The sequence below is a fragment of the Pseudomonas sp. App30 genome (assembly GCF_047947025.1).
Classification (GTDB): domain Bacteria; phylum Pseudomonadota; class Gammaproteobacteria; order Pseudomonadales; family Pseudomonadaceae; genus Aquipseudomonas.
Genome location: NZ_CP133165.1, coordinates 6,519,119 through 6,543,631, shown reverse-complemented (window position 1 = coordinate 6,543,631; position 24,513 = coordinate 6,519,119). Strand labels below are relative to the sequence as shown.

Annotated in this window: 22 protein-coding genes; 15 read left to right on the top strand and 7 right to left on the bottom strand. The window is 66.2% G+C overall.

From position 1 onward, the window contains the following. The first annotated feature begins 110 nt into the window (after positions 1–110). The 3 genes from RAM80_RS30200 to RAM80_RS30190 are packed head-to-tail and all read left to right on the top strand — an operon-like array spanning position 111 to position 4,860. On the top strand, positions 111–1,526 hold the full coding sequence (locus RAM80_RS30200) for a TolC family outer membrane protein (protein ID WP_416427591.1): 1,416 nt from the start codon (positions 111–113) through the stop codon (positions 1,524–1,526). After that, complete coding sequence (locus RAM80_RS30195; protein ID WP_416424030.1) at positions 1,523–3,682, top strand: type I secretion system permease/ATPase; 2,160 nt, start codon at positions 1,523–1,525, stop codon at positions 3,680–3,682. Before RAM80_RS30200 ends, RAM80_RS30195 begins: the two co-directional genes overlap by 4 nt. Next, positions 3,679–4,860: an HlyD family efflux transporter periplasmic adaptor subunit gene (locus tag RAM80_RS30190; protein ID WP_416424029.1), complete on the top strand. Its 1,182-nt coding sequence runs from the start codon at positions 3,679–3,681 to the stop codon at positions 4,858–4,860. The genes RAM80_RS30195 and RAM80_RS30190 overlap by 4 nt, the downstream gene beginning before the upstream one ends. Positions 4,861–4,869: 9 nt before the next feature. Here RAM80_RS30190 and RAM80_RS30185 read toward each other — a convergent pair whose 3' ends face one another. Then, positions 4,870–5,520, bottom strand: coding sequence for a trypsin-like peptidase domain-containing protein (locus RAM80_RS30185; protein ID WP_416424028.1), 651 nt, complete (start codon positions 5,518–5,520; stop codon positions 4,870–4,872). A 177-nt stretch (positions 5,521–5,697) separates the two neighbouring features. On the opposite strand from RAM80_RS30185, the gene RAM80_RS30180 reads away from it, so the two are divergent. Then, entirely contained in the window at positions 5,698–6,255 is a 558-nt protein-coding gene (locus RAM80_RS30180) for a flavin reductase family protein (RefSeq protein ID WP_416424027.1), read from the top strand. Positions 6,256–6,341: 86 nt separating this feature from the next. On the opposite strand, the gene RAM80_RS30175 is transcribed toward RAM80_RS30180, so the two are convergent. Next, positions 6,342–6,752 (bottom strand): RidA family protein, encoded by a 411-nt coding sequence (locus tag RAM80_RS30175; protein ID WP_416424026.1) that lies wholly within the window; start codon positions 6,750–6,752, stop codon positions 6,342–6,344. Positions 6,753–6,779: 27 nt separating this feature from the next. Then, positions 6,780–8,084, bottom strand: a complete 1,305-nt coding sequence (locus RAM80_RS30170; protein ID WP_416424025.1) for a flavin-containing monooxygenase — start codon at positions 8,082–8,084, stop codon at positions 6,780–6,782. Positions 8,085–8,321: 237 nt separating this feature from the next. On the opposite strand from RAM80_RS30170, the gene RAM80_RS30165 reads away from it, so the two are divergent. Then, a complete protein-coding gene (locus RAM80_RS30165) occupies positions 8,322–9,647 on the top strand; it encodes a hypothetical protein (RefSeq protein WP_416424024.1) in 1,326 nt (441 codons plus the stop codon). On the opposite strand, the gene RAM80_RS30160 is transcribed toward RAM80_RS30165, so the two are convergent. Continuing rightward, the gene (locus RAM80_RS30160) at positions 9,644–10,249 is read right to left on the bottom strand and encodes a TetR/AcrR family transcriptional regulator (RefSeq protein ID WP_416424023.1); all 606 of its coding nucleotides are present in this window, start codon (positions 10,247–10,249) and stop codon (positions 9,644–9,646) included. The genes RAM80_RS30165 and RAM80_RS30160 overlap by 4 nt on opposite strands. A gap of 131 nt (positions 10,250–10,380) precedes the next feature. On the opposite strand from RAM80_RS30160, the gene RAM80_RS30155 reads away from it, so the two are divergent. From RAM80_RS30155 to RAM80_RS30115, 9 genes are all read left to right on the top strand, one after another. Further along, the gene (locus RAM80_RS30155) at positions 10,381–11,763 is read left to right on the top strand and encodes an aspartate aminotransferase family protein (protein WP_416424022.1); all 1,383 of its coding nucleotides are present in this window, start codon (positions 10,381–10,383) and stop codon (positions 11,761–11,763) included. 211 nt (positions 11,764–11,974) lie between these two features. Further along, on the top strand, positions 11,975–12,649 hold the full coding sequence (locus tag RAM80_RS30150; protein WP_416424021.1) for a DUF1028 domain-containing protein: 675 nt from the start codon (positions 11,975–11,977) through the stop codon (positions 12,647–12,649). Continuing rightward, complete coding sequence (argE, locus tag RAM80_RS30145; RefSeq protein WP_416424020.1) at positions 12,642–13,793, top strand: acetylornithine deacetylase; 1,152 nt, start codon at positions 12,642–12,644, stop codon at positions 13,791–13,793. The genes RAM80_RS30150 and argE overlap by 8 nt, the downstream gene beginning before the upstream one ends. A 211-nt stretch (positions 13,794–14,004) precedes the next feature. Next, the gene (locus tag RAM80_RS30140; protein WP_416424019.1) at positions 14,005–15,495 is read left to right on the top strand and encodes an aldehyde dehydrogenase; all 1,491 of its coding nucleotides are present in this window, start codon (positions 14,005–14,007) and stop codon (positions 15,493–15,495) included. A 172-nt stretch (positions 15,496–15,667) separates the two neighbouring features. Continuing rightward, positions 15,668–17,062, top strand: a complete 1,395-nt coding sequence (locus RAM80_RS30135; protein WP_416424018.1) for a purine-cytosine permease family protein — start codon at positions 15,668–15,670, stop codon at positions 17,060–17,062. Further along, positions 17,059–18,675, top strand: coding sequence for a GMC family oxidoreductase (locus RAM80_RS30130; protein ID WP_416424017.1), 1,617 nt, complete (start codon positions 17,059–17,061; stop codon positions 18,673–18,675). The genes RAM80_RS30135 and RAM80_RS30130 overlap by 4 nt, the downstream gene beginning before the upstream one ends. 288 nt (positions 18,676–18,963) lie before the next feature. Beyond that, the gene (locus RAM80_RS30125; RefSeq protein ID WP_416424016.1) at positions 18,964–19,950 is read left to right on the top strand and encodes an ABC transporter substrate-binding protein; all 987 of its coding nucleotides are present in this window, start codon (positions 18,964–18,966) and stop codon (positions 19,948–19,950) included. A gap of 9 nt (positions 19,951–19,959) precedes the next feature. Then, positions 19,960–20,763, top strand: a complete 804-nt coding sequence (locus tag RAM80_RS30120) for an ABC transporter permease (RefSeq protein ID WP_416424015.1) — start codon at positions 19,960–19,962, stop codon at positions 20,761–20,763. Continuing rightward, the gene (locus tag RAM80_RS30115) at positions 20,751–21,578 is read left to right on the top strand and encodes an ABC transporter ATP-binding protein (protein ID WP_416424014.1); all 828 of its coding nucleotides are present in this window, start codon (positions 20,751–20,753) and stop codon (positions 21,576–21,578) included. The genes RAM80_RS30120 and RAM80_RS30115 overlap by 13 nt, the downstream gene beginning before the upstream one ends. A 75-nt stretch (positions 21,579–21,653) precedes the next feature. On the opposite strand, the gene RAM80_RS30110 is transcribed toward RAM80_RS30115, so the two are convergent. Continuing rightward, positions 21,654–22,064, bottom strand: a complete 411-nt coding sequence (locus RAM80_RS30110) for a cupin domain-containing protein (protein WP_416424013.1) — start codon at positions 22,062–22,064, stop codon at positions 21,654–21,656. A 39-nt stretch (positions 22,065–22,103) separates the two neighbouring features. Then, positions 22,104–23,252 carry an aldose epimerase family protein gene (locus tag RAM80_RS30105; RefSeq protein ID WP_416424012.1) on the bottom strand — a complete coding sequence of 383 codons (1,149 nt, stop codon included), beginning with the start codon at positions 23,250–23,252 and terminating at the stop codon, positions 22,104–22,106. A gap of 163 nt (positions 23,253–23,415) precedes the next feature. Here RAM80_RS30105 and RAM80_RS30100 point away from each other — a divergent pair, with 163 nt between their 5' ends. Continuing rightward, positions 23,416–23,550 (top strand): hypothetical protein, encoded by a 135-nt coding sequence (locus RAM80_RS30100; protein ID WP_416424011.1) that lies wholly within the window; start codon positions 23,416–23,418, stop codon positions 23,548–23,550. A gap of 123 nt (positions 23,551–23,673) precedes the next feature. Here the strand turns inward: RAM80_RS30100 and RAM80_RS30095 are convergent, their stop codons facing one another. Continuing rightward, on the bottom strand, positions 23,674–24,507 hold the full coding sequence (locus RAM80_RS30095; RefSeq protein WP_416424010.1) for an ABC transporter substrate-binding protein: 834 nt from the start codon (positions 24,505–24,507) through the stop codon (positions 23,674–23,676). Positions 24,508–24,513: the final 6 nt, after the last annotated feature.

Genomic DNA, 24,513 nt, shown 5'->3' with positions numbered 1-24,513 from the left:
CGCGGTCCGTCAGCCATGGCGCCGGACGCGGCCTGCGGCCGCTGCTACAGGGTGGTGTTTAAGGAAGAACCTAATAACAGTAAGGGAACCCAGTGAAGCCAGTTCGCCTTTTGAAGTTGTCGGCGGTCGTGCTGTCCGTCGGCCTGCAGCCTTGCATCACGGTGTCGGCCCTCGCCGACGATCATCTGGACCCCGGGCTCAGCGTCATCAGCCCGACCAAACTGCAACCCAACCCGGGCAACGCCGCCCGGGCGCCCGCGGCGCCGCGTTCTGTCAGCGCCAGCGAGCAGCGCCTGGGCCTGGAACAGGCCATTCGCGTGGCCGTGGACTGGCACCCCAGCATCGCCGAAGCCGTGGGCACCCTGCTGCAACAGGGCGAGAACATCAACGTCGCCCAGGCCGGCTACTACCCCCAGGTCACCGGCGGCATCAAGGGCGGCTACGACAGCGGCTATGACGGCGACCGCAACACCCAGGCCGTGAGCATTTCCCTCAAGCAGATGCTCTACGACTTCGGCAAGGTCGACAGCTCGGTCGACGCCGCCCGCGCCAAGGCCGCGCAGAGCCAGGCGAACATCCTGCTGGCCATCGACCAGGTGGCCCGCGACACTGCCTACGCCTACATCGAGGTGCAGCGCTACCAGCATTTGCTGGCCACCGCCCGCGACCAGATCAAGGGCATCGGCGACATCGTCGAGCTGGCCCAGCAGCGCAGCGACATGGGCGCCAGCACCCGCTCCGACGTGGTCCAGGCGCAGTCCCGGGCCGACGGCGGCATGGCCACCTTGCAGGACTACAAGGCCCAGTACGCGCGCTGGCAGTCGACCCTGGCCAACCTGCTGGGGCGGCGCAGCGTGCCCCAGGTCACCGACGCCTTCGCCACGGCCCTGGAGCAATCCTGCCAGGCCCCCGACAACGGCGACGCCCTGCCCGCGGTGCTGGCCGCCGTGGCCCAGCGCACCCAGGCCCAGGCCGAACTGGCCAACGCCAAGGCCCAGGCCTACCCCACCCTGTCCCTGGAGCCGTCGCTGAACCAGTACCTGGACAACGACTACAACAAGGACAACCCCGACATCAACCGCACCCAGGTGGGCATCTTCCTCAACCTGGAAGTGCCGATCTACCAGGGCGGCGCCACCAGCGCCCGCACCCGCGCCGCCGGCCACGCCCTGAGCGCCGCCGACTCGGCAGAGGACGCCGCGCGCCTGCAGGCGCGCCAGGGCCTCACCGAAGCCCAGGCGCAAACCGCCAGCCTCAACCGCCGCCTGGGCGCCCTGCAGACCCGCGAGGCCAGCATCCGCCAGGCCCGCGAGCTGTACGGCAAGCAGTACCTGGAGCTGGGCACCCGGCCACTGCTGGACCTGCTCAACGCCGAGCAGGAGATCTACCAGTCACGCTTCGACCTGGAAAACACCGTGGCCGACTCGCGCCGCCTGCAAATCGATTGCCTGTACAACAGCGGCGGCCTGCGCCGCGCCTTCGGCATCGACCACAGCACCATCCAGCACGTGGAGATCCTGCCATGACCGACGCCATCGTCATCAACCACGAACCTGCCGCGCCACCGCCGCGCGCCGACTACGCGCCCTGGCTGGAAGCGGTGCTGACCATCGCCCGCCACTACCGCCTGGACGTGTCGCCGGAAAGCATTCGCATCGCCTCGCAGCAGCCCGACGCGCGCCTGGAGGACGTAGTGCGGCACATGGCGCGCCAGGCCGGCCTGAGCGTCAAGTTCGCCGGCTTCGACCGCCGCAGCCTCAGCCGCTGGCGCGCGCCGCTGGTGGTGCAGTTGCGCGACGGCCAGGTAGGCGTGGTGGAAAGCGTGGGCGAGGACGGCGAGCTGGGCATCGTCTTCAGCGGCGACCAGGGCCTGCAGAGCCGCATCGACCCGGCCACCCTCGCCGGCCAGGCCATTCGCACGGTGGTGCTGCGGCCCACCCAGGTGCTCAGCGACGTGCGCACCGACGACTACGTCAAACCCTTCGACGAACACTGGTTCCGGCGCATCGTGCTGCGCGACCTGCGGCCCTACACCCAGGTGATGATCGCCTCGCTGGTGGCCAACCTGCTGGGCATGGCCGGCGTGCTGTTTTCCATGCAGGTGTACGACCGGGTGATTCCCGCCGAGTCGCTGCCCACCCTCTACGTGCTGTTCGGCGGCGTGCTGCTGGCGGTGGTGTTCGACTTCGTGATGCGCATCATGCGCCTGCGCATCACCGACCTGCTGGGCAAGCGCGCCGACCTGCGGGTCTCCGACCTGGTGTTCGGGCACGCCCTGCGCCTGCGCAATTCGGCGCGGCCGCGCTCCACCGGCTCGTTCATCTCGCAGCTGCGCGAGCTGGAGCAGATCCGCGACCTGATCACCTCCAGCACCGCCACGGCACTGGCCGACCTGCCGTTCTTCCTGATGTTTTTGCTGGTGTTCTACCTGATCGGCGGCGCCCTGGTGGCCATACCCGTGGTCGCCCTGGTGCTGATGGTGCTGCCCGGGGTGCTGGCCCAGCGCAAGCTGGCGCGGCTGGCCAACGAGTCCATGCGCGAGGCGGCCCTGCGCAACGCCATGCTGGTGGAGGCCATCCAGGGCCTGGACGACATCAAGGCGCTGCAGGCCGAACAGCGCTTCCAGCAGCAGTGGAACCAATACAACGCCGCTTCGGCGGAAAGCAGCCTGCGCCTGCGCAACCTCACCAACAGCCTGGTGGCCTGGACCCAGAACGTGCAGAGCGCGGTGTTCGCCGTGGTCATCGTGTTTGGCGCGCCCATGGTGATTGCCGGCGACCTGACCACCGGCAGCCTGGTGGCAGCGTCCATCCTGTCGTCACGCATGATGGCGCCCATGGCCCAGCTCACCCACGTGCTCACCCGCTGGCAGCAGGCCAAGGTGGCGCTGCAGGGCCTGAACCGCATCATGCAGCTGCCCGTGGACCACCCCCAGGGCAGCCAGCGCGTGCACCTGCCGGCCATTCGCGGCGAGTATCAGTTCCGCCAGGCCAGCTTCCGCTACAGCGAGGAAGCGGCGCCGGCCCTGAGCAACATCAACCTGACCATCCGCCCCGGCGAGCACATTGCCATTCTGGGCCGCAACGGCGCCGGCAAGTCGACGCTGCTGCAGGCGCTGGCCGGCGGCATGGACCTGGGCACCGGCGAGACCACCCTGGACGGCATCGCCCTCGCCCACCTGGACCCCGCCGACCTGCGCCGCGACGTCGGCCTGCTGGCCCAGCACGCGCGGCTGTTCCACGGCACCCTGCGCGACAACATCACCCTGGGCGCCGGCCAGGCCAGCGACCAGGAGATCCTTGCCGCGCTGTCGCAGACCGGGGCCCTGGACTTCGTGCGGATGCTGCCCAAGGGCATGGACCACGTGATCCTCGAAGGCGGCCAGGGCCTGTCGGGCGGGCAACGGCAGAGCCTGCTGTTGTCGCGCCTGCTGCTGCGCCAGCCCCAGGTGCTGCTGCTGGACGAGCCCACCGCCAGCCTCGACGACATCACCGAGCGGCGGCTGCTGGAACAGCTGGCACAGTTCACCCAGGGCCGCACCCTGGTGGTGGCCACCCACCGCGTCAGCCTGCTGCAACTGGTGGAGCGCATCATCGTGGTGGACGGCGGGCACATCGTCATCGACGACCACCGCGACGCCGCCCTCGCCCGTCTCAAGCAACCGCAAGGAGCGCAGGCATGAGCACTTACGAACACGCGTCGTACCTGGACGGCGACGACGACCGCGGCCTGGTGCGCGGCGCCCGGGTGATCTGGGGCTGCGCGGTCATGCTCGGCTGTTTCTTCGTGTGGGCCTACTGGTTCCAGGTGGTGGAAGTGTCCACCGGCACCGGCAAGGTCATCCCCAGCTCCCACGAGCAGGTGATCCAGTCCATGGAGGGCGGCATCGTCAAGCAACTGAACGTCAGCGAGGGCGCGCTGGTGGAGCGCGGCGAGGTGCTGGCGCAGCTGGACCCGGTGAAGAACGAGTCCAACGTCGGCGAAAGCGAGGCCAAGTACCGCGCCGCCCTGGCCAGCGTCAACCGCCTGCAGGCCGAGGTCAACGACACGCCGCTGAAGTTCGCGCCCTCGCTGCAGGCCTACCCCGAGCTGATCAGCGCCGAGACCGCGCTGTACACCACCCGCCGGCGCGGCCTGGAGGCCACCCTGGCGGGCATCCAGGAATCGCTGAAGCTGGTGCGCAGCGAGCTGGACATCACCCAGAACCTGGCCAAGATCGGCGCCTCCAGCCGCGTCGAAGTGCTGCGCCTGAACCGCCAGCGCTCGGAGCTGGAGCTCAAGGCCACCGAGGCCCGCTCAGACTACATGGTGCGTGCCCGCGAAGACCTGGCCAAGGCCAATGCCGAGGCGGACATGCTGGTGGCGGTGATTCGTGGCCGCAACGACTCGCTGGAACGCATGACCCTGCGCTCGCCGGTGCGCGGCGTGGTCAAGGACATCGAGGTGACCACCGTGGGCGGGGTAATTCCGCCCAACGGCAAGCTGATGGAGATCGTGCCGCTGGACGAGCAGTTGCTGATCGAGACGCGCATCGCCCCCCGCGACATCGCCTTCATCCACCCCGACCAGGACGCCAAGGTGAAGATCACCGCCTATGACTATTCGATCTACGGCAGCCTCGACGGCAAGGTGGTGACCATCTCCCCCGACACTATCCAGGACCAGGCCAAGCCGGAGATCTTCTACTACCGGGTGTTCATCCGCACCAACGCCGACGTGCTGCGCAACAAGGCCGGCAAGACCTTCGCCATCGTCCCGGGGATGATCGCCACGGTGGACATCCGCACCGGCGAGAAGACCGTGCTCGACTACCTGATCAAACCCCTGAACCGCGCGCGCGAAGCGCTGCGCGAACGATAAGGAATTGCATCAGCGGCTGGCGAGGCTAGTCGGCGCCTTCAGCGGCTGCGACTGCGCCAGGTAACGGTTCCACTCCCGGGTGATCTCGGCATAGGGCAGGAACACGCTGACCCGCGGCTGGTTGGCCAGGTCCGCGCGCTTGAGGCCCGCCAGGTCGCCGTGGGTCAGGTACGCCACGTTGATCCCCACCACCTTGCCGTCGGCGGCAAACACCGGCCCGCCGGACATGCCCTTGGCCGTGGGCGCATCGTTGGTGGCGTACATCACGTTGCCTTCCTTCGCGTCCAGCCGCACCATGGCCGGCAGCGCGCGGCCCTGGCCTTTCACCGGCACGTAGAGGGAATTGAAGCCAACCGCCGTCAGCGTCTCGCCCGGCACATAGGCGCGCCACTGCGGCGCACCCTCGGCCTTGTGGCGGAAGAACTGCACATCTGCCTGGCCCTGATAGACGGCGCCCGGCAGGTATGGAATGTGTTTCACCGTGACCGCATAATCGGCGTTCCACTGCACCGCCGTGCCCATCAGCATAAAGGGCAAAGGCCCCCCTGAGTGAACGACGAAGGCTTGGTCATAGACAGGGTCCGTGGTGTAAGCGGTCGGCATTCCATTGCACCCGCTGAGCAGCACACAGGCTGCCAGGAGCGACTTGAGGGGGTTCATTTCTTCACGCTGGGGTGGGTGAGTGATGGCGCAAATATATCAGTGTGCCATCATACGGTCGATAGGGTGAGCCTACCGTTCGGCTGGATCCAATTTGTTTTGAATATCGTCTGACTGATTGAATTTTTTCCGCCCGTGCTACCCAAACAAGGGAGATCAACCCACCCGGAGATCCCCATGCCCGCCACGAAAAAGTCCTACCCCGTCGCCAACGTCCGCCACTTCCTGGAACCTGGCCCCATCGTGCTGCTGTCGTCGCGCTGGCAAGACCAGAGCAACATCATGACCCTGGGCTGGCACATGGTGATGGAGTTCACGCCCTCGCTGATCGGCTGCGTGATCTCCAGCGCCAACCATTCGTTCGAGCTGGTGCGCAACAGTGGCGAATGCGTGATCAACCTGCCCGAGGCGAAGTGGGTGGACACGGTGGTGGGGATTGGCAACTGCTCGGGCACCGAGTTGGACAAGTTCGAGCACTTCGGCCTGACGCAGGGCAAGGCCAGCAAGGTCAAGGCGCCGCTGATCGAAGAGTGCCACGCCAATTTCGAGTGCCGGTTGCACGATGACACCATGGTGGATGGCTACAACCTGTTTATCTTCGAAGTGGTGAAGGCCCATGTGGCGCCCTCGCCCGCCCAGCCCGAAACCCTGCATTACCAGGGCATGGGCCAGTTCATGCTGTCGGGCAAGACCATCGACCGCAAGCGCTTGTTCAAGGCATCGATGCTGACCTGAATCACGAACCCCGCTGCTACATCCTGTGGGAGCCGGCCTTGTGCAGCCCCGTAGCAGCTGCCGCAGGCGGCGTCCGCGGCCAACGGTCAATCCGGGATCACGGCAATCACATCAATCTCCATCAACCACTGCGGCTGCCCCAGCGCCGACACCACCAGCCCGGTGGAAATCGGGAACACGCCCTTCAGCCATTTCCCCACTTCCTGGTACACCGGCTCGCGGTAACGCGGGTCGATCAGGTAGGTGGTGGTCTTGACGATGTGCGACAGGTCCGAGCCTGCCTCTTCCAGCAGTTGCTTGACGTTTTTCATCGCCTGTTCGGCCTGGGCGCGGGGGTCGCCGAGGCCCACCAGGTTGCCTTCGAAATCAGTGCCCACCTGGCCGCGCACGTACACGGTGTTGCCGGCGCGCACGGCCTGGCACAGGTCGTTGTCCAGGGCCTGGTTGGGGTAGGTTTCCTTGGTGTTGAACATGCGGATACGGGTATGGGTTGGCATCGGTGGCTCCTTGGCAAATGGCAGTAATCAGGCGCTGACGGTGGTTTTTTCCGCGACCCGGGCCTGACGCTGGCTGGCATCACGGTGGTAGGCGGCGTACTGGCGCTGGATGGCGATCTGGTCGGCGATGTACTTGGCGTCGTGCCACACGCCCCAGATGAACGACGAGCCGCGCCGCGACTGCCACGGCAGCCCGAGGAAGTACACGCCCGGCTCGGTGGACACGCCGCGCTGGTGGGTCGGCTTGCCCTTGGCGTCGAAGGCGTCCACGGCCAGCCAGGTGTAGTCGGTGGCAAAGCCGGTGGCCCAGATGATGGTGCTGACCCCGGCTGCCAGCAGGTCCAGCTGCTGCAGCGGCTGGCTGATGCACGGCGCGTCGGCGAACACCCGGCGCGCGCCGGGCTCGGGCGCAAGGTCGAGGCCGTTGCGCTCGATGTAGGCGTCGGCAGCGTCCAGCAGGGCCAGGTAGTTGTCGTCGCCGCGCTTGAGGTTGTCGACCAGGTCGGGCTGGAAGCGCGCCACCGCGCCGTCGAAGGCCTGGGTCAGGCCCACCAGGGTCATGCCCTGCTGCGCCAGTTCGCGGAAGTCCACGGTGCGCCCGCCATGGGCGCCGCTGACGGCGATGGTGACGTGCTCGCGGCCCGGCTTCATGGCCGCCGCGTCCCACTCGCCCAGCACCCCCAGCCACCAGCAGAAATCCCGCCCGCGGTAGGCCCGTGGCGGCCGGTCGTGCTGGCCTACCGACAGGTACACGTCGCGGCCGGCGCGGCGCAGTTCATCGGCGATCTGCACGCCGGAGGAGCCGGCGCCCACCACCAGCACGCCACCGGCCGGCAGTTGCTGCGGGTTGCGGTAGTCGGCGGAGTGGATCTGGGTCAACGGCACGTTCCTGGGGGCAATGGCCGGAATCACCGGCACCTGGAACGGCCCGGTGGCGACCACCACGCGGTTGGCCTCGATGACACCTTCGCTGGTGTCCACGGTGAAGCCGGGACGGCCGACGTTGCGCTGCACCTTCTTCACCTCGACGCCGGTGCGGATCGGCGCGTTGAACTTGCGCGCATAGGCTTCGAAGTAGTCGGCCACGCGCTCCTTGGGGGCGAAACCGTCGGGGCTCAGGTCATCGAATTCCATGCCGGGGAAGCGGTCGTGCCAGGCCGGGCCGTTGGCCACCAGCGAATCCCAGCGGCCGGTGCGCCAGCGCTCGGCGATGCGGTTGCGCTCCAGCACCAGGTGCGGCACACCCAGCTTGCTCAGGTGCTCACTCATGGCCACGCCGGCCTGGCCGGCGCCGACGATAAGCGTATCGATTTCCACGGTTGCCACTGTCATGTCTGTGTCCTTCTCAAAAGCGTGCCGAAGTGGTTCGGTCAGGTGGGTGCTCTTGAGCGCATTCTGTGCAAGGACGGTGGCGGGCGAAATGAGGTTTTTTGTGGTCGCAGGGCAGGAAAAAAAGATAGGGGCAACCGCTGGCGACATGCCACCTGTCAGTTCTATCAGTTTCGCCCCCGCCACCACCGGAGGTTCAATGCGGCCTGCGGGATGTCCCCGCGTCTAGGGTTTTGGCACATGAGTAACGAACACGCACGACAAGCCGGCGAAGTTGATCCTGTTTTCAACAATGGCTCGGTGGATCTATCACATACAGGCCCGGAGTCGAGCTTGATGGGCATAACCAACACATCTGACGGTGGAGTGCTGGCACTATCCTTAGAGTTCAATACCGAGGGTTATTTTGTGACGAAGCTAACGAGGTCTGGCCAGCTCGACGGAACCTTCGGCACAGGGGGCTTCATTCACGTGGTGCCTCCCATCAACCTTGAAGCCTGGTCTATTCACGCGCTCGAGGATGATTCGTGCCTCGTGATGGGGACGTGGACCCATACGCTGCTGGTGAGCCGTTTCAAATCCAATGGCAGCCTTGATACTGCCTATGGAATCGACGGCCATGCCGTAGTAGAAGTGCCTGACCTGATTCGGATAGCGGGTAGGGAGGCCCCCTCGCTGGCAATGCCTTTACCGCAGCAGGAACCGCCAGGTGAGACTGCGCAGCGGCTGCCGTCGCGGGGCTTGTCCATCGTTCTCAGCCTCCTGGATGGTGATCGCCTTTACCTGATATTCACCATCGGCTGGGAGCTCTACCACGAGCAAATGACCGTCGCCCTGCGCCTGGACGCGCAAGGCGGAGTCGACACTACATTCAATGGCTCTGGGTATGTGGTAGTGACGCTGGCAGGTACCGGTATTGAGTACAACACAAGCCGGCTGGCATTCCTCCAACAGCAAGACCTTCAGCCGCGGCAACTAGTGGTTGCGGTACAGGAGTCCATTCGTGATGAGGGGAACAGCGGCGATGTCTACATGGTGCGCCTGAACGAATCCGGCCAGCAGGACTTCAGCTTTGGCGCCCCACACGAACACGGTGTGGTACACATCACCCGCGCACAACTATGGTCCTTCTACACCGCGTTCACCGATCAAAACGGCGCCATCAAACTATTGGGGTTCGCGGCGATAGGCGACGGAGCAGAGCCCGCCATCCGAGGCTACACCGCCAGCGGCAAGGTCGATACCGCTTTCAACGCCGGAGAAACACTGCTAATTCCGGTGTCAGGTGGCATACCACTTTGGGAAAATGGTGCATCCTTGGGAGTGGGGGCTGACGCACGAATGCTGCTTCTAACCAACCAAAGCGATTCTAAAAAAATCGTCGTGCGCTTGTTGGCAGATGGTGCCTTCGACACTGCCTTTGGCGCGGGAGGTATAGTGAGGCTGACATCGCGCTTTGATAAGCCGGTGCAAGTCACCGGAAGTTCCTTCATCCTCCTGCCCAATGGCGACTCGTTCGTAGGAGCCGGCATCCGCCTCTACCGTCTGCTGGGCAACCCCAGCTAACCCGCCAGTAGCCCATGACACAGCAGCCCCAGCACCGCGCGCATGTGCGCGGCATGCGCCGCCCGGTCAGGTTCAAGCTGGGTCGCCAACTGGATAAACGCCAGGTTCGCGTACTGGTTGAACACCGTCGCCGCCACCTCCATGTCCACCTCGGCGCGCACCTTGCCCAGGCGCTGGAAGTGCGCCAGCAGCGCGCGGGTCTCGGCCACCACCGCGTCGTTCCAGGGTTGCAGCACGGCGGCAAACTCGCCGGTGAACAGGAACGGCGCCAGCTCGCGCCACAAGGTGGCGGGCATGGCCTGTAGCTGGTAGCGGGTCATCAACCCTTCCAGCTCGCACAGGGCGTCCAGCGGGTCGGAGTCGTCGTCCAGGTGTGCGCGTGCTTCCAGCATGGCCTGCTGGTCGGGGCCCTTGAGCAGGGTCAGCAAAATCTCCTGCTTGCCGCCGAAATAATTCACCACCGTGGGCGCCGAGACCCCGGCGCGGTTGGCAATCTGCTCAAGGGTGGTGGCGACGAAGCCCTGGCTGATGAACAGCGCCAGGGCCGCCTCGGCGATGACCTGGCGGCGCTGTTCTTTCTGTCTTTCGCGTAGACCGGTCATGGAGGCTCTGGGCTGCGGCATGGGAGCCCCTAGGGTAAGGGTTTGTCTTTTTTCTGCAAAATATTTTGTTTACAAAAATATTTTTGGCTGCAAATAATTAACCCACACTTCGCCGCCACAGGAGCCAGGCAATGTCCGACCAGACCCGCCCTACCCGCAGCACCCGTGATTACCAGGCCGCCGACGCCGCCCACCACATCCACGCCTTCGTCGACCAGAAAGCCCTGAACGCCGAAGGCCCGCGGGTGATGGTGCGCGGCGAGCGCCTGGCCCTGTGGGACAACGAAGGCAAGCGCTACCTGGACGGCATGTCCGGCCTGTGGTGCACCAACCTGGGCTACGGCCGCAAGGACCTGGCCGCTGCCGCCAGCCAGCAGCTGGAACAGCTGCCGTACTACAACATGTTCTTCCACACCACCCACCCGGCGGTCATCGAACTGTCCGAGCTGCTGTTCAGCCTGCTGCCCGGCCACTACAGCCACGCCATCTACACCAACTCCGGCTCCGAGGCCAACGAGGTGCTGATCCGCACCGTGCGCAAGTTCTGGCAGGTGCAGGGCAAGCCCGGGAAGAAGATCATGATCGGCCGCTGGAACGGCTACCACGGCTCCACCCTGGCGGCCACGGCGCTGGGCGGCATGAAGTTCATGCACGACATGGGCGGCACCGTGCCCGACGTGGCGCACATCGACGAACCCTACTGGTACGCCCACGAAGGCAACCTCACGCCAGAAGAGTTCGGCCTGCGCGCGGCGCGGCAGCTGGAAGACAAAATCCTCGAACTGGGCGCCGACAAGGTCGCCGCCTTCGTCGCCGAGCCCTTCCAGGGTGCTGGCGGCATGATCATCCCGCCGGCCACCTACTGGCCGGAAATCCAGCGCATCTGCCGCAAACATGACGTGCTGCTGTGCGCCGACGAAGTCATCGGCGGCTTTGGCCGCACCGGCGAGTGGTTCGCCCACCAGGCCCTGGGCTTCGAGCCCGACACCCTGTCCATCGCCAAGGGCCTGACCTCGGGCTACATCCCCATGGGCGGGCTGATCCTGTCCAAACGCATGGCCGAGGCGCTGGTGGAGCGCGGCGGCGTGTTCGCCCACGGCCTGACCTACTCCGGCCACCCGGTGGCGGCGGCGGTGGCGATTGCCAACCTCAAGGCACTGCGGGACGAAGGCGTGGTGGCCCAGGTGAAAAGCGACACTGGCCCCTACCTGCAGAACACCCTGCGCGAGGTGTTCGGCAATCACCCCTTGGTGGGCGAGGTGCAAGGCATCGGCCTGGTGGCGGCGCTGCAATTCACCCAGGACAAGGCCACGCGCCAGCGCTTCGCCAACGAGAACGACATCGCCTGGCGCTGCCGCACCATCGGCTTCGAGGAAGGCCTGATTATCCGCAGCACCCTGGGGCGCATGATCATGGCGCCGGCGCTGGTGGCCACGCGCCTGGAGCTGGACGAGCTGGTGGACAAGACCCGCATCGCCGTGGACCGCACCGCCCGCGAGATCGGCGTGCTTTAACCCGTACGCGGTGCCCGGCCGTCAGGGCCAGCGCAGCCTACGGCAGCGGCTACGGGGTGTAGCCGCTGCCGTAGGCTGCGCTGGCCTTGTTGGGCACAGGCGATTATTCAGTTACAGAGCTTTTTACGAACCTGCGACGATAAAAATCCTCGTTTCGCCCGCCCGGGGCCATGGCCATGATGGTCTTGAGCACTCAACAGGACGAACCCTCATGACCTTCTCCATCGTCGGCCGCTGCGCCGAAACCGGCCAGCTGGGCATTGCCATCAGCTCTTCCAGCATCGCCGTGGGCGCGCGCTGCCCGTGGCTGCGCCCCGGCGTGGGCGCGGTGTCTACCCAGAACATCACCCTGCCGGCCCTGGGCCCGCAGGTGCTCGACCAGCTGGAACAGGGCCTCACCCCCGCCCAGGCGCTGGACAAGGCACTGACCAGCAACGGCTACAGCCAGTACCGCCAGGTCACCGCCCTGGACCACCTGGGCAACGCCGCGCATTTCAGCGGCAGCGAGACCCTGGGCACCCACAACGCCGTGGCAGGCGAGCAATGCGTGGGCGCCGGCAACATGCTCGCCGACCGCGCCGTGATCGACACCCTGGTGCGCACCTTCGAAACCAGCGAAGGGCAACTGGCCGACCGCCTGCTGGCCGCCATGCAGGCCGCCGTGGCCGCCGGTGGCGAAGCCGGGCCGGTGCATTCGGCCGCGCTGGTGGTGGTGGGCGAGCTGACCTGGCCCATCGTCGACCTGCGCGTGGACTGGGCCGACGAGGCGCCCATCGACGCCCTGGCAACGCTCTGGCACGCCTACCGCCCGCAGCTGCAGGACTACCTGACCCGCGCCCTGGACCCCACCAAGGCCCCCAGCTACGGCGTGCCCGGGGATGAATAGCCGTGCCTTGCTGGCCGACCTGATCGGCTTCGACACCACCAGCCGTGAGTCCAACCTGCAACTGATCGAATACGTGCGCGACTACCTGGCCCGCTTCGACGTGCCCTGCCAGCTGATCTTCAATGAGCAGCGCAGCAAGGCCAACCTGTTCGCCACCCTGGGCCCGGACGACCGCCCCGGCATCGTGCTGTCGGGCCACACCGACGTGGTGCCCGCCGACGGCCAGGCCTGGAGCGTGCCGCCATTCAGCCTCACCGAGCACGGCGGCAAGCTGTACGGCCGTGGCACCGCCGACATGAAAGGCTACATTGCCTGCGTACTGGCGGCGGTGCCGGCGTTGCTGGCCGCGCCGCTGCGCCTGCCGGTGCATATCGCCTTGAGCTACGACGAGGAAGTAGGCTGCCTGGGCGTGCGCTCGCTGCTCGCCGAACTGGCCCAGCGGCCGCACCGGCCGCTGCTGTGCATCATCGGCGAACCCACCGAACTCAGGCCGGTGCTGGGCCACAGGGGCAAGCTGGCCATGCGCTGCGACGTGCACGGGGCGGCCTGCCATTCGGCCTATGCACCGCAGGGGGTGAACGCCATCGAGTATGCCGCCGAATTGATCGGCGAGCTGGGCCGCATCGGCGCCGGGCTGCGCGCGCCGGAGCTCCATGACGAGCGCTTCGACCCACCGTTCAGCACCGTGCAGGCCGGTGTGATCAGCGGCGGCAAGGCGCTGAACATCGTGCCCGAGGACTGCCGCTTCGACTTCGAGGTGCGCGCCCTGCCCGCCCACGACCCACGCCAGGTGGCCGAACAGCTGCAACGCTATGCGCGCACTGAAGTGCTGCCGCGCATGCAAGCGGTGCACGCCGACAGTGCCATCCACTTCAGCGAACTATCGGCCTACCCGGGCCTGGCCACCGACCGGCACAGCCAGGCGGCGCAGTTGATTGCGCAGTTCTGTGGCAGCGACGCGTTCAGCACCGTGGCGTTTGGCACCGAGGGCGGGCTGTTCGACGCCCTGGGCATTGCCACGGTGGTGTGCGGGCCGGGCAGCATGGACCAGGGGCACAAGCCCGACGAGTTCGTCAGCGTGGCGCAGTTGGAGGCCTGCGATGGGATGCTGGGGCGTGTTGCCGAGTATCTGCATACGCCGTAACACAACCACCGTAGGAGCCGACCTTGGTCGCGATGCGGCCACCGCAGGTGTGGCAGGCCAACCGTCATCGCGGCCAAGGCCGGCTCCTACCGGTCACCGGAATTGCCGAGGTTTTTTATCGAGGCGGAGCACATTTTTACTAATTTCCTGCCCGCCACGCATCGCCCAGTATCACCCCCATCAACCGTGGACATGGACTCTGGAGACCACCGTGACCGACCTCAGCACCTGGCAACGCCTGGCCCGTGAACAACGCTTCATCACCACCGCCCACATCGACGGCCGCGCCCATGCGGCGCTGTCGGGCGAGACCTTCGCGGTCATCAACCCCGCCACCAACGCCCTGCTCGCCCACGTCGCCGCCTGTGGCGACGCCGACGTCGACCTGGCCGTGCAGGTGGCGCGCCACAGCTTCGCCAACGGCCCGTGGGCGCGCATGGCACCGCGCGAGCGCAAGGCGGTGCTGCTGCGCCTGGCCGAGCTGATCCTGGCGCACCGCGAAGAGCTGGCGCTGCTCGACTCGCTGAGCATGGGCAAGCCGGTGATGGACGCCTGGAACATCGACGTGCCCGGCGCCGCCCAGGTGTTCGCCTGGTACGCCGAAAGCCTCGATAAGCTCTACGACCAGGTGGCACCCACCGGCCCCGGCACCCTGGCCACCATCACCCGCGAGCCACTGGGGGTGATCGCCGCCGTGGTGCCGTGGAACTTCCCGCTGGACATGGCCGCCTGGAAGCTGGCCCCGGCCCTGGCCGCCGGCAACAGCGTGATCCTCAAGCCCGCCGAGCAGTCGCCGTTCTCGGCCCTGCGCCTGGTGGAACTGGCCCTGCAGGCCGGCGTGCCCGAGGGTGTGTTCAGCGTGGTCACCGGCCTAGGCGAGCAGGCCGGCCGCGCCCTGGGCCTGCACCCGGACGTCGACGCCCTGGCGTTCACCGGCTCCACCCAGGTGGGCAAATACTTCATGCAGTACGCCGCGCAGTCCAACCTCAAGCAGGTGTGGCTGGAGTGCGGCGGCAAGAGCCCGAACCTGGTGTTCGCCGACTGCCAGGACCTGGACCTGGCCGCCGAGAAAGCCGCCTTCGGCATTTTCTTCAACCAGGGCGAGGTGTGCTCGGCCAACTCGCGGCTGCTGGTGGAGCGCAGCATCCACGACGAGTTCGTCGAACGCCTGGTGGCCAAGGCCCGCGACTGGCAGCCCGGCGACCCGCTGGACCCGGCCAGCAAGATGGGCGCCATCGTCGACGCCAGCCAGGCGGCGCGCATCATGGAGCACATCGCCGACGCCGACGCCAGCGGCGCCCGCCGCGTGGCCGGTGGTGAACGCCTGGCCTTCAATGGCTCGAACAACTTCATCCAGCCGACGCTGTTCACCGAGGTGCGCGCCGACATGCGCCTGGCCCGCGAGGAAGTGTTCGGCCCGGTGCTGGCCATCAGCGCGTTCGACCACGAAGACGAAGCGGTGCAGCTGGCCAACGACCACATCTATGGCCTGGCCGCCTCATTGTGGACCGACGACCTCAACCGCGCCCACCGCGTGGCACGGCGCTTGAATGCCGGCACCGTGTCGGTGAACACCGTCGACGCCCTCGACGTGTGCGTGCCTTTCGGCGGCGGCAAGCAGTCGGGCTTTGGCCGCGACCTGTCGCTGCACTCGTTCGACAAGTACACCCAGCTGAAAACCACCTGGTTCCAGCTGCGCTGAACCTCCCCTTTTCCGTAGGAGCCGACCTTGGTCGCGATGGCGACACCGCCAAACCGTGTCGCCTGCATCGCGACCAAGGTCGGCTCCTACCGGATCGAGGCGAGAGAAGAATAAAAACCATGCAGCACTTCCTTGATTTATCTGCCCGCCACCCATAGAGCGAACGCATGCCATGAATCACCCCACCCCCAAGCCCGCCACGCTGGAGTTGAGCACCATCCAGCCCATTGCCGCCGACCAGCGCCACGGTCGCGCCCGCGACCTGTTCACCATCTGGTTCGGCTCCAACATCATGCTGCTGACCGTGGTCACCGGCGCCCTGGCGGTGACGGTGTTCAAGCTGCCCTTCATCACCGCCCTACTGGCGCTGGTGGCCGGCAACCTCATCGGCGGCGTGTTCATGGCCCTGCACTCGGCCCAGGGCCCGCAGCTGGGCGTGCCGCAGATGGTGCAGACCCGCGGCCAGTTCGGCTCCTACGGCTCCTTGCTGGTGGTGGCCCTGGTAGTGATCATGTACCTGGGCTTCTTCGCCTCCAACCTGGTGCTGGGCGGGCAGTCGCTGCACAGCCAATACGCCCTGGTCAGCACCAACCAGGGCATCGTCCTGGTGGGGCTGATCAGCGTGGTGGCGACGGTGTTCGGCTACCGCCTGATCCACGCCTACACGCGGCTGATGTCCTACCTGTCGGGGGCCATCCTGCTGTTGTGCTTCATCTGGATCGTCGCCGTGCACGGCCTGCCCGCCGACTTCCTGCAACGCAACGCCTTCAACCTGCCCGGCTTCCTCGGCACCCTGTCGGTGGCGGCGCTGTGGCAGCTGGCCTACGCGCCGTACGTGTCGGACTACTCGCGCTACATGCCCGCCGACACCGGCGGCCGCGCGGCCTTCTGGTCCAGCTACTGGGGCTGCTGCCTGGGCTCCATCCTGCCCATGGCCCTGGGGGTAATCGTCGGCCTCAGCGTTAACGGTGACATCATCGCCGGCCTGATCGAGCTGACCGGCCCCATCGCCACCCTGGTGGTGGCGGTGTTCTCGGTGGGCATCGCCGCCACCAATGCCATGAACCTGTACTGCGGCACCCTGTCGGCCATCACCGTGGGCCAGACGTTGGTGCCCAGATGGTCGGCCGGCGCGCTGTCGCGCACCGTTACCGCGCTGGTGCTGTTCGGCATTTCCCTGGCCCTGGCGCTGCTGGGCCAGGATGACTTCATGGCCAACTACACCAACTTCATCCTGCTGCTGTTGTACGTGCTGGTGCCCTGGACCGCCATCAACCTGGTGGACTACTACCTGGTGGCCCACGGCAGCTACGACGTGGCGTCGTTCTTCCGCCGCGATGGCGGCATTTACGGCACCTTCAACTGGACCGCCGTGGGCTGCTACGTGCTGGGCGTGCTGGTGCAGGTGCCGTTCATGGCCACCGAGCTGTACACCGGCGTGGTGGCCAAGGCCATGGGCGGCGCCGACATTTCCTGGATCGTCGGGCTGCTGGTGATCTCGCCGGTCTACTACCTGCTCAGCCGCCGCTTCCGCGCCCCCGCGCTGCTGGCCGGGAGAAACGCATGAACACTGACTACGACTACATCATCGTTGGCGCCGGCTCTTCGGGCTGCGTGCTGGCCAACCGGCTGAGCGCCGATCCGCAGGTCAAGGTGTGCCTGATCGAGGCCGGCGGCCACGACAACAGCCCGCGTATCCAGACCCCGGCCGGCACCATCACGCTGTACAAGAGCAAGAAGTACAGCTGGAACTTCTTGTCCGCGCCGCAGAAGCACCTCGCCAACCGCTCGCTGCACACCCCGCGCGGCAAGGCCCTGGGCGGTTCCAGCTCGATGAACAGCATGATCTACATCCGCGGCCACGCCAGCGACTATGACCGCTGGGCGCAGCCGGGTTGGGACTGGGCCAGCGTGCTGCCCTACTTCAAGCAGTCGGAAAACAACCGCCTGGGCCAGGACCCTACCCTGCACGGCAGCGGCGGCGAACTGAACGTGGAAGCGGCGCGTGATCCCAATCCGCTGTCGGCGCTGTTCGTCAAAGCGGCCGAAGCCATCGGCGTCCGGCGCAATGACGACTTCAACGGCGCGCGGCTGGAGGGTTGCGGCATTTACAACCTGACCCAGAAGAACGCCAGGCGCCTATCCAGCTACCGCGCCTTCGTGGCGCCGGTGCTGGCGCGGGAAAACCTCACCGTGGTCACCGACTGCACCGTCAAGCACGTGGTGCTGGAGCAAAAGGTCGCCAAAGGCGTGGTGGTGGACAGCGACGGCGTGCAGACCTTCCTCAAGGCCCGCCGCGAGGTGATCCTCAGCGCTGGCGCCCTGGGCAGCCCGCAGCTGCTGCTGGCCTCGGGCATCGGCCCGGCCGCCGAGCTGGCCGAGGCCGGCATCGAGGTGCGCCATGACCTGCCCGGCGTGGGCAAGAACCTTCAGGACCACCTCGACGGCCTGGTCACCGTGCGCTCGAAAAGCCCGCTCACCCTGGGCTTTTCCGCTGGCGCCCTGCCGGCCATCCTCGCCGCGCCCCTGCGCTATGTGTTGAGCAAAACGGGCTGGCTGACCACCAACTACGTGGAAGCCGGCGGCTTCGCCCGCACGCCCCTGGCCGAGGGGCTGCCGGACGTGCAATTCCACTTCGTGCCCGGCTACCGCAGCCACCGTGGACGGCTGTTCGAATGGGGCCACGGCTACGCGGTGCATACCTGCGTGCTGCGCCCCGGCAGCATCGGCGAGCTGCGCCTGGGCCGCGACGGCAAGCTGGTGATCGATTTCAACTTCCTCAGCGACCCCCACGACGCCAAGGTGCTGGTCGAAGGCATCAAGCTGGCGCGGCGAATCCTCGCCGACTCGGCCTTCGACGCCCTGCGCGGCAAGGAAATGCTGCCCGGCGCCCAGGTGCAGAGCGACGCGCAACTGCTGGACTATGTGCGCGACCATGCCGCCACCGTGTTCCACCCCGTGGGCACCTGCAAGATGGGCAGCGACCCGCTGGCCGTGGTCGACCCGCAGCTGCGCGTGCATGGGGTGCGCGGGCTGCGGGTGGTGGATGCGTCGATCATGCCGACGCTGATCAGCGGCAACACCAACGCGCCGTGCATCATGATTGGCGAGAAGGCGGCGGCGATGATGCTGCATGAATCAAACATCCCCCGGCCGACACTCGAGCGCACCACCGGCTAACAGGGCGTGTGGGAGCTGGCTTGCCACCGAGCTTTGGGGGCCCCCAACAGCTCGCTGGCAAGCCAGCTCCCACCTACGCCCCGATCAAATCACCGGCGCATGCCGAACAACCTTTTTCCTCGTTAGCGACCACATATTTCATCGTTTTCCTGCCCCGCCACATGGGCCAACATCGACCCTGCCGCACAGAGGCAAAAGGTCCGTCAGAGACCCCACGTACAACGTTTTTGGCGTTACGCCCACTGCCCCGAGAAACCCATCAGAAAACCAAGATTCCGGGAGTGTCACATGATCAAGTCGTTCGTTTCACGCTGCGTGCGCCCACTGGCCCTCACCGCCCTCGCCGCCGGCATCGCCAGCGGCGCCCAGGCCGGCACCCTGTCCATCGGCCACACCACCTGGGTCGGCTACGGCACCCTGTACCTGGCCCAGGACCTGGGCTACTTCAAGGAAAAAGGCCTGACCGTCGAGCTGCCGACCATCGAGGAAGCCTCCATGTACATGGCGGCCCAGGCCTCGGGCAAACTGTCCGGCTCGGCCTCCACCCTGGATGAAATCCTCAAGTACCGCCCGCAGTTCTGCTTCAAGGCCGTGGCCGCGCTGGATGAAAGCCACGGTGGCGACGGCGTGCTGGTAGGCAAGGACGTCAGCAGCCTGCAGGACCTCAAGGGCAAGGCCGTGGCCGTCAACGAAGGCTCGGTGTCGCAGTTCTGGCTGGCCTACCTGCTGAAGAACGCCGGCATGAAGATGAGCGACCTGACCATCCAGAACATGACCGCCGACGACGCCGCCACCGCCTTCATCGCCGGCCGCGTGCCCGCCGCCGTCACCTGGGAGCCGCACCTGACCAGCGTGCGCGACAAGAACGTGGGCAAGGTGCTGGTGGACAGCAGCACCACCCCAGGCGTGATCGTCGACGTGGTGGCGCTCAACTGCGACGTGGTGGAAAAGCAGCCAGAAGACATCAAGGCCCTGGTGGCCGGGCTGTACAAGGCCGTGCAATACACCCAGGAACACCCCAAGGAGGCCTACGCGATCATGGCCAAGGGCGTCGGCGGCTACCTGGCCGACCCGGCCGAGCTGGCGGCCGCAGCCAAGGGCGTGCGCTTCTACGACCAGGCCATGAGCGAAAAACTGCTGGGCACCGCCGGCACCAGCGGCGACGCCGCCACCGTGATCAAATTGGCCAACCAGACCGCCAGCGACCTGCAGGGCAAACCGTTCAACGTCAGCTACAGCGACTTGATCGACAACCGCTTCGTCACCCCACGATAGGAGCCTGGCATGTCCAAGCGCAACTCATGGCTCAACCGCTGCCTCACGCCCAAGACCAGCCTGCCGGTGCAGGTGGTGTGGAGCGCCAGCGGCCTGGCCTGGATCCTGCTGATCGGCCTGTGGGCCTTCCTCTCCTACGGCGGCGTGGTGCCGGCGATGTTCCTGCCCAGCCCCGGCGCGGTGTGGGACGCCGCCGTGCGCCTGGCGCGCGACGGCACCCTGGGCACCCACGTATGGGCCAGCGTCGAGGTGGTGATGGTCGGCTTCGTGGTTTCCTCCATCGTCGCCGTGCCGGTGGGGCTGCTGATGGGCAGCTTCCGCGTGGTTCAGGCGTTCCTGGAGCCGCTGGTGAACTTCATCCGCTACCTGCCGGTGACCTCGTTCGTGCCGCTGTTCATCCTGTGGATCGGCATCGGCCTGGAACAGCGGGTGTCGATCATCATCTTCGGGGTGTTTTTCCAGCAGCTGGTGATGATCGCCGACGTCTCCAAGGGCATCTCCAAGGACCTGATCAACGCCTCGTACACCCTGGGTTCCAACCGCGTCGACGCGGTGGTGCACGTGATCGCCCCGGCCTCGGTGCCGGGTATCCTCGACACCCTGCGGGTGACCATGGGCTGGGCCTGGACGTACCTGGTGGTGGCTGAACTGGTGGCCGCCTCCAGCGGCCTGGGCTACCTGAGCCTGAAGGCCATGCGTGGCTTCCAGGTGGACGTGATTTTCCTGGCGATCGCGGTCATCGGCCTGTTGGGCCTGATCACCGATCAACTGTTCCGTTTCCTGCGCATAAAGGTGGCCGCATGGGCTCAGTAACCGCAACCTCACCCCGGCTGGTCACGCCCGTGGCCCCGGCCGCCAGCGCTGCGCCGCGGCTGCAGGTGGACAAGGTCTGCCTGCAGTACAAGACGCCCTCGGGCGACACCTTCACCGCGCTTGAACAGGTGTCGTTCCAGGTGCCCGACCAGCAGTTCGCGGTGCTGGTGGGGCCATCGGGCTGCGGCAAGTCGAGCCTGCTGTACCTCACGGCCGGCCTCGCCGAGCCCACCAGTGGCGCCATCTACGTCGGTGGCCAGCAGGTGGACGGCCCCGGCGCCGACCGTGGCATGGTGTTCCAGAGCTACACCCTGTTCCCCTGGCTGACGGTGCGGCAGAACATCGAGTTCGGCCTGAAACGCCGGGGCATGCCGGCGGCCGAGCGCAAGGACATCGTCGAGTTCTACCTCAACGAGGTAGGCCTGCAGCGCTTCGCCGACAACTACGCCAAGCAGCTGTCAGGCGGCATGATGCAGCGCGTGGCCATCGCCCGCGCCCTGGCCAACGACCCGCAGATTCTGTTGATGGACGAACCCTTCGGCGCGCTGGACAGCCAGACCCGGCTGCAGATGCAGCAGCTGTTGCTGAAGGTGTGGGAACACAGCAAGAAGACCGTGCTGTTCGTGACCCACGACATCGACGAGGCCATCCTGCTGGGCGACCGCATCTTCGTCATGGGCGCACGGCCCGGGCGCATCAAGCAGGTGCTGGACGTGCCGATCGAGCGGCCGCGCAACCTGGACATGGTGATGGACGCGGACTTCATCCGCATGAAGCGCGAGATCTTCCACCTGCTCCACGACGACGCTCACTGAGCCCTTGTGGGAGCTGGCTTGCCAGCGAGCTGTTGAGGCCCGAAAGGCTCGCTGGCAAGCCAGCTCCCACACAATTTACGGCAACACGTGCGTCAACGGCTTGCCCAGCTCGGTGATGTAGGTGCTGACGATCTCCGTCTCCTGCGGCCCGTTCTTGACGATGTGCGGCGCGTTCGCCGGGGTCTCGAAGGTATCCCCGGCGTGCAGCACATGCTCGGGCTGGCCATCGATGGCGATGGTCACCGAGCCACGGGCCACGTAGCCCGATTCCAGGCCCGGGTGGGTGTGGTGCGGCGAGTTGGTGTTGGCCGGCAGCACGATGCGAATCACGTTCACCTCGTAGCCTGCCGGGTACACCACGTGCTGCAGCACCGTGCGCGAACCGGCGGCGGGCTTGGCCGCAGGGGTGTTCAGCGAAGCGCAGCCGCCCAGTACCAGGGCTGCCGCCAACACGGCGCAGGTCTTGCCATTGAAGCCGAAGATCATGTGTTTCCCTTCCAAAACGTGGCTAAAGGCCACAGGCTATCACTCGTGGCTGAACTTCAACACGGTAGTTTGCAGAAACGTTTCACCTGGGTTCAGGCGCGTGCTCGGAAACGCCGGCTGGTTGGGCGAATCCGGGTAGTGTTCAGCCTCCAGCGCAAAGGCGCCCCAGTGCCCGTACACCTTGCCGGCCTTGCCGCTGATGCTGCCGTCCAGCGAGTTGGAGGTGTAGAACTGCACCGCTGGCTGGGTGGTGAACAGCTGCAGATGGCGGCCCGACTGCGGGTCGCTGATTTCCACGGCAGGCTTGCTCAGGTCGCCCTTGGTGTCGAGCACGTAGTTGAAATCAAAGCCACCCTGCTTGGGCTCGGCGAACTTCAGCTGCGGGTGGTCAGCCTTGATATGAGTGCCAATGGGCGTGGGTTTGAGGAAATCCATGGGCGTGCCCGCCACCGGGGCGATTTCGCCGGTGGGAATCAGCTTGGCCGACACCGGCGTGTAGTGGCTGGCGTGCAGGGTGGCGACCTGGTCGAGGATGGTGCCGTTGCCGGCGCCCGCCAGGTTGTAATAACCGTGGTTGGTCAGGTTGACCACCGTCGGCTTGCTGGTGGTGGCGTGGAACTGGATGCGCAGTTCATTGCGCTCGTTGAGGCTGTAGGTGACCTGGGTGTCCAGTGCCCCCGGAAAGCCCATCTGGCCGTCGGCGCTCAGGTAGCTCAGGGTCACGCCTACCGAGCCCTTGTCATGGGTAGGGGTGGCTTTCCACACGTGCCGGTCGAAGCCTTCCGGGCCGCCGTGCATGGCGTTCGGCGCGGCGTTGACGGGAATGCTGTAGGCGTGGCCGTCAAGGCTGAACTTGCCGTCGGCAATGCGGTTGGCATAGCGGCCAATGGTGGCGCCGAAGTGCGGGTCGTTATTCTTCAGTTCGTAGTCGTGGACGTTGTCGAAGCCCAGCAGCACGTCGTCGAACGCGCCATGCTTGTCGGCCACCACCACCGATTGCAGGATGGCGCCGTAGGTAATCACCGCCACCTGCGTGCCCTGGCTGTTGCTCAGGGTGTATTTCTCGATGGGCGTGCCGTCGGCCAGCGTGCCGAAGCTGCTTTTTTGGCTGGCCAGCCCGGCGGCGTGGGCGTTGGCGGCCAACAGCAAGGCCAGGGATAGCCCGGACAGCAGCGAGAGGTTTTTCATCGGTGACTTCCTGTGCGCAAAGAAATCCATGAAAACACGATAGCCGATGCCAGGCAGGCCCTACCAAGGTCGCCCTGGAAAACGTAGGGGCAAGAAAAACTGAATCATCCCGGCAAAGGCCCGGTCAAGACCTATGTACAGGTAATCTGACGAGGCAATTCCCATGACGCTCGAAGCAGACACACTGGCAGAACTTACCGAAGCCTTGCAGCAACGCGGGCTCATTCTGGTGCGCGACGTGAAGTTCACGCGCGCGCCTTACCGGCATGATCATCACTGGATTTGCAGTGTGGCCTGACGCGGCCTACGGCCGCTGCTACACGCACCTGTAGCAGCGGTCTTGAAACGGCGGCGATGCAGGCGACGCGATAGACGAGGTACAAAGGGCCCTGTAGCAGCGGCCGCAGGCCGCGTCCGAAGCTTACGGCAACGGCTCGAACTTCAGCTGCGCCAGGCTCTGCACCTTGTCCTCGCGGACCATTTTGTAAGGCGTTTCAGGGCCGATCCAGCGGTTCCAGATGCTGTCGATCTCGCCCGCCTGGTCCATGGCGCGCAGGGCTTCGTTGACCTTGGCCAGGAACGCCGGTTCGCCCTGGCGCATGCCGGCGCCGATGGGTTCCAGGGCCATCGGGTCCTTGGCGATGGCCAGGTTCACCCCGCCCTCCTTTGCCTGGCCCACCAGCTTGATGGCGGTCATGGTGTTGGTCACCAGGCCCACCACCTTGTTCTGCTGCAGGGCCATGTAGGCCGAGCCGGTGTCCTGGAAGGTCACCGGGGTGGCGTTGGCCATGCGAATCGACTGCTCGGAGGTGGAGCCCTTGGTGGAGCTGATTTTCTTGCCGGCGAAGAACTCGCGCGGCTGGTCGGCGTTGGGCGCGCGCACCACCAGGGTTTCCTTGGCGATGTAGTACGGGTCGCTGAACTGGATCTGTTCGGCGCGGCTCTTGGTGTAGGCCAGGTTGGCGAAGATCAGGTCGACGCGGCCCATCTTCACCTCCGGAATGCGCGCCTCCACCGACATCGGCTTCAGCTCCAGGGCCACGCCCAGGCGCTTGGCCAGCGCGGTGCAGAGGTCGACGTCCATGCCCACCAACTCGCGGGTCTGCGGGTCGGGCGCGGAGAACGGCGGCACGTCGGCGTAGACCCCGCAGCTCAGGCTCTTCTTCGCCATCACGTCGGCCAGTTGGTCGGCCTGGGCCACCGAGATTGCCAAGGGGGCCAACGCCAGTGCCACCATCAGTTTGTTCATAGCCATGGGCTT

What these genes read in the sequence shown, in the direction of transcription:
- RAM80_RS30115 (WP_416424014.1), top strand. Translation starts at nt 20,751, where the DNA reads ATGGGCTCAGTAACCGCAACCTCACCCCGGCTGGTCACGCCCGTGGCC.
- RAM80_RS30150 (WP_416424021.1), top strand. Translation starts at nt 11,975, where the DNA reads ATGACCTTCTCCATCGTCGGCCGCTGCGCCGAAACCGGCCAGCTGGGC.
- RAM80_RS30190 (WP_416424029.1), top strand. Translation starts at nt 3,679, where the DNA reads ATGAGCACTTACGAACACGCGTCGTACCTGGACGGCGACGACGACCGC.
- RAM80_RS30165 (WP_416424024.1), top strand. Translation starts at nt 8,322, where the DNA reads ATGAGTAACGAACACGCACGACAAGCCGGCGAAGTTGATCCTGTTTTC.
- RAM80_RS30125 (WP_416424016.1), top strand. Translation starts at nt 18,964, where the DNA reads ATGATCAAGTCGTTCGTTTCACGCTGCGTGCGCCCACTGGCCCTCACC.
- RAM80_RS30170 (WP_416424025.1), bottom strand. Translation starts at nt 8,084, where the DNA reads ATGACAGTGGCAACCGTGGAAATCGATACGCTTATCGTCGGCGCCGGC.
- RAM80_RS30135 (WP_416424018.1), top strand. Translation starts at nt 15,668, where the DNA reads ATGAATCACCCCACCCCCAAGCCCGCCACGCTGGAGTTGAGCACCATC.
- RAM80_RS30095 (WP_416424010.1), bottom strand. Translation starts at nt 24,507, where the DNA reads ATGGCTATGAACAAACTGATGGTGGCACTGGCGTTGGCCCCCTTGGCA.
- RAM80_RS30120 (WP_416424015.1), top strand. Translation starts at nt 19,960, where the DNA reads ATGTCCAAGCGCAACTCATGGCTCAACCGCTGCCTCACGCCCAAGACC.
- RAM80_RS30100 (WP_416424011.1), top strand. Translation starts at nt 23,416, where the DNA reads ATGACGCTCGAAGCAGACACACTGGCAGAACTTACCGAAGCCTTGCAG.
- argE (WP_416424020.1), top strand. Translation starts at nt 12,642, where the DNA reads ATGAATAGCCGTGCCTTGCTGGCCGACCTGATCGGCTTCGACACCACC.
- RAM80_RS30175 (WP_416424026.1), bottom strand. Translation starts at nt 6,752, where the DNA reads ATGCCAACCCATACCCGTATCCGCATGTTCAACACCAAGGAAACCTAC.
- RAM80_RS30105 (WP_416424012.1), bottom strand. Translation starts at nt 23,252, where the DNA reads ATGAAAAACCTCTCGCTGCTGTCCGGGCTATCCCTGGCCTTGCTGTTG.
- RAM80_RS30195 (WP_416424030.1), top strand. Translation starts at nt 1,523, where the DNA reads ATGACCGACGCCATCGTCATCAACCACGAACCTGCCGCGCCACCGCCG.
- RAM80_RS30130 (WP_416424017.1), top strand. Translation starts at nt 17,059, where the DNA reads ATGAACACTGACTACGACTACATCATCGTTGGCGCCGGCTCTTCGGGC.
- RAM80_RS30110 (WP_416424013.1), bottom strand. Translation starts at nt 22,064, where the DNA reads ATGATCTTCGGCTTCAATGGCAAGACCTGCGCCGTGTTGGCGGCAGCC.
- RAM80_RS30185 (WP_416424028.1), bottom strand. Translation starts at nt 5,520, where the DNA reads ATGAACCCCCTCAAGTCGCTCCTGGCAGCCTGTGTGCTGCTCAGCGGG.
- RAM80_RS30155 (WP_416424022.1), top strand. Translation starts at nt 10,381, where the DNA reads ATGTCCGACCAGACCCGCCCTACCCGCAGCACCCGTGATTACCAGGCC.
- RAM80_RS30160 (WP_416424023.1), bottom strand. Translation starts at nt 10,249, where the DNA reads ATGACCGGTCTACGCGAAAGACAGAAAGAACAGCGCCGCCAGGTCATC.
- RAM80_RS30180 (WP_416424027.1), top strand. Translation starts at nt 5,698, where the DNA reads ATGCCCGCCACGAAAAAGTCCTACCCCGTCGCCAACGTCCGCCACTTC.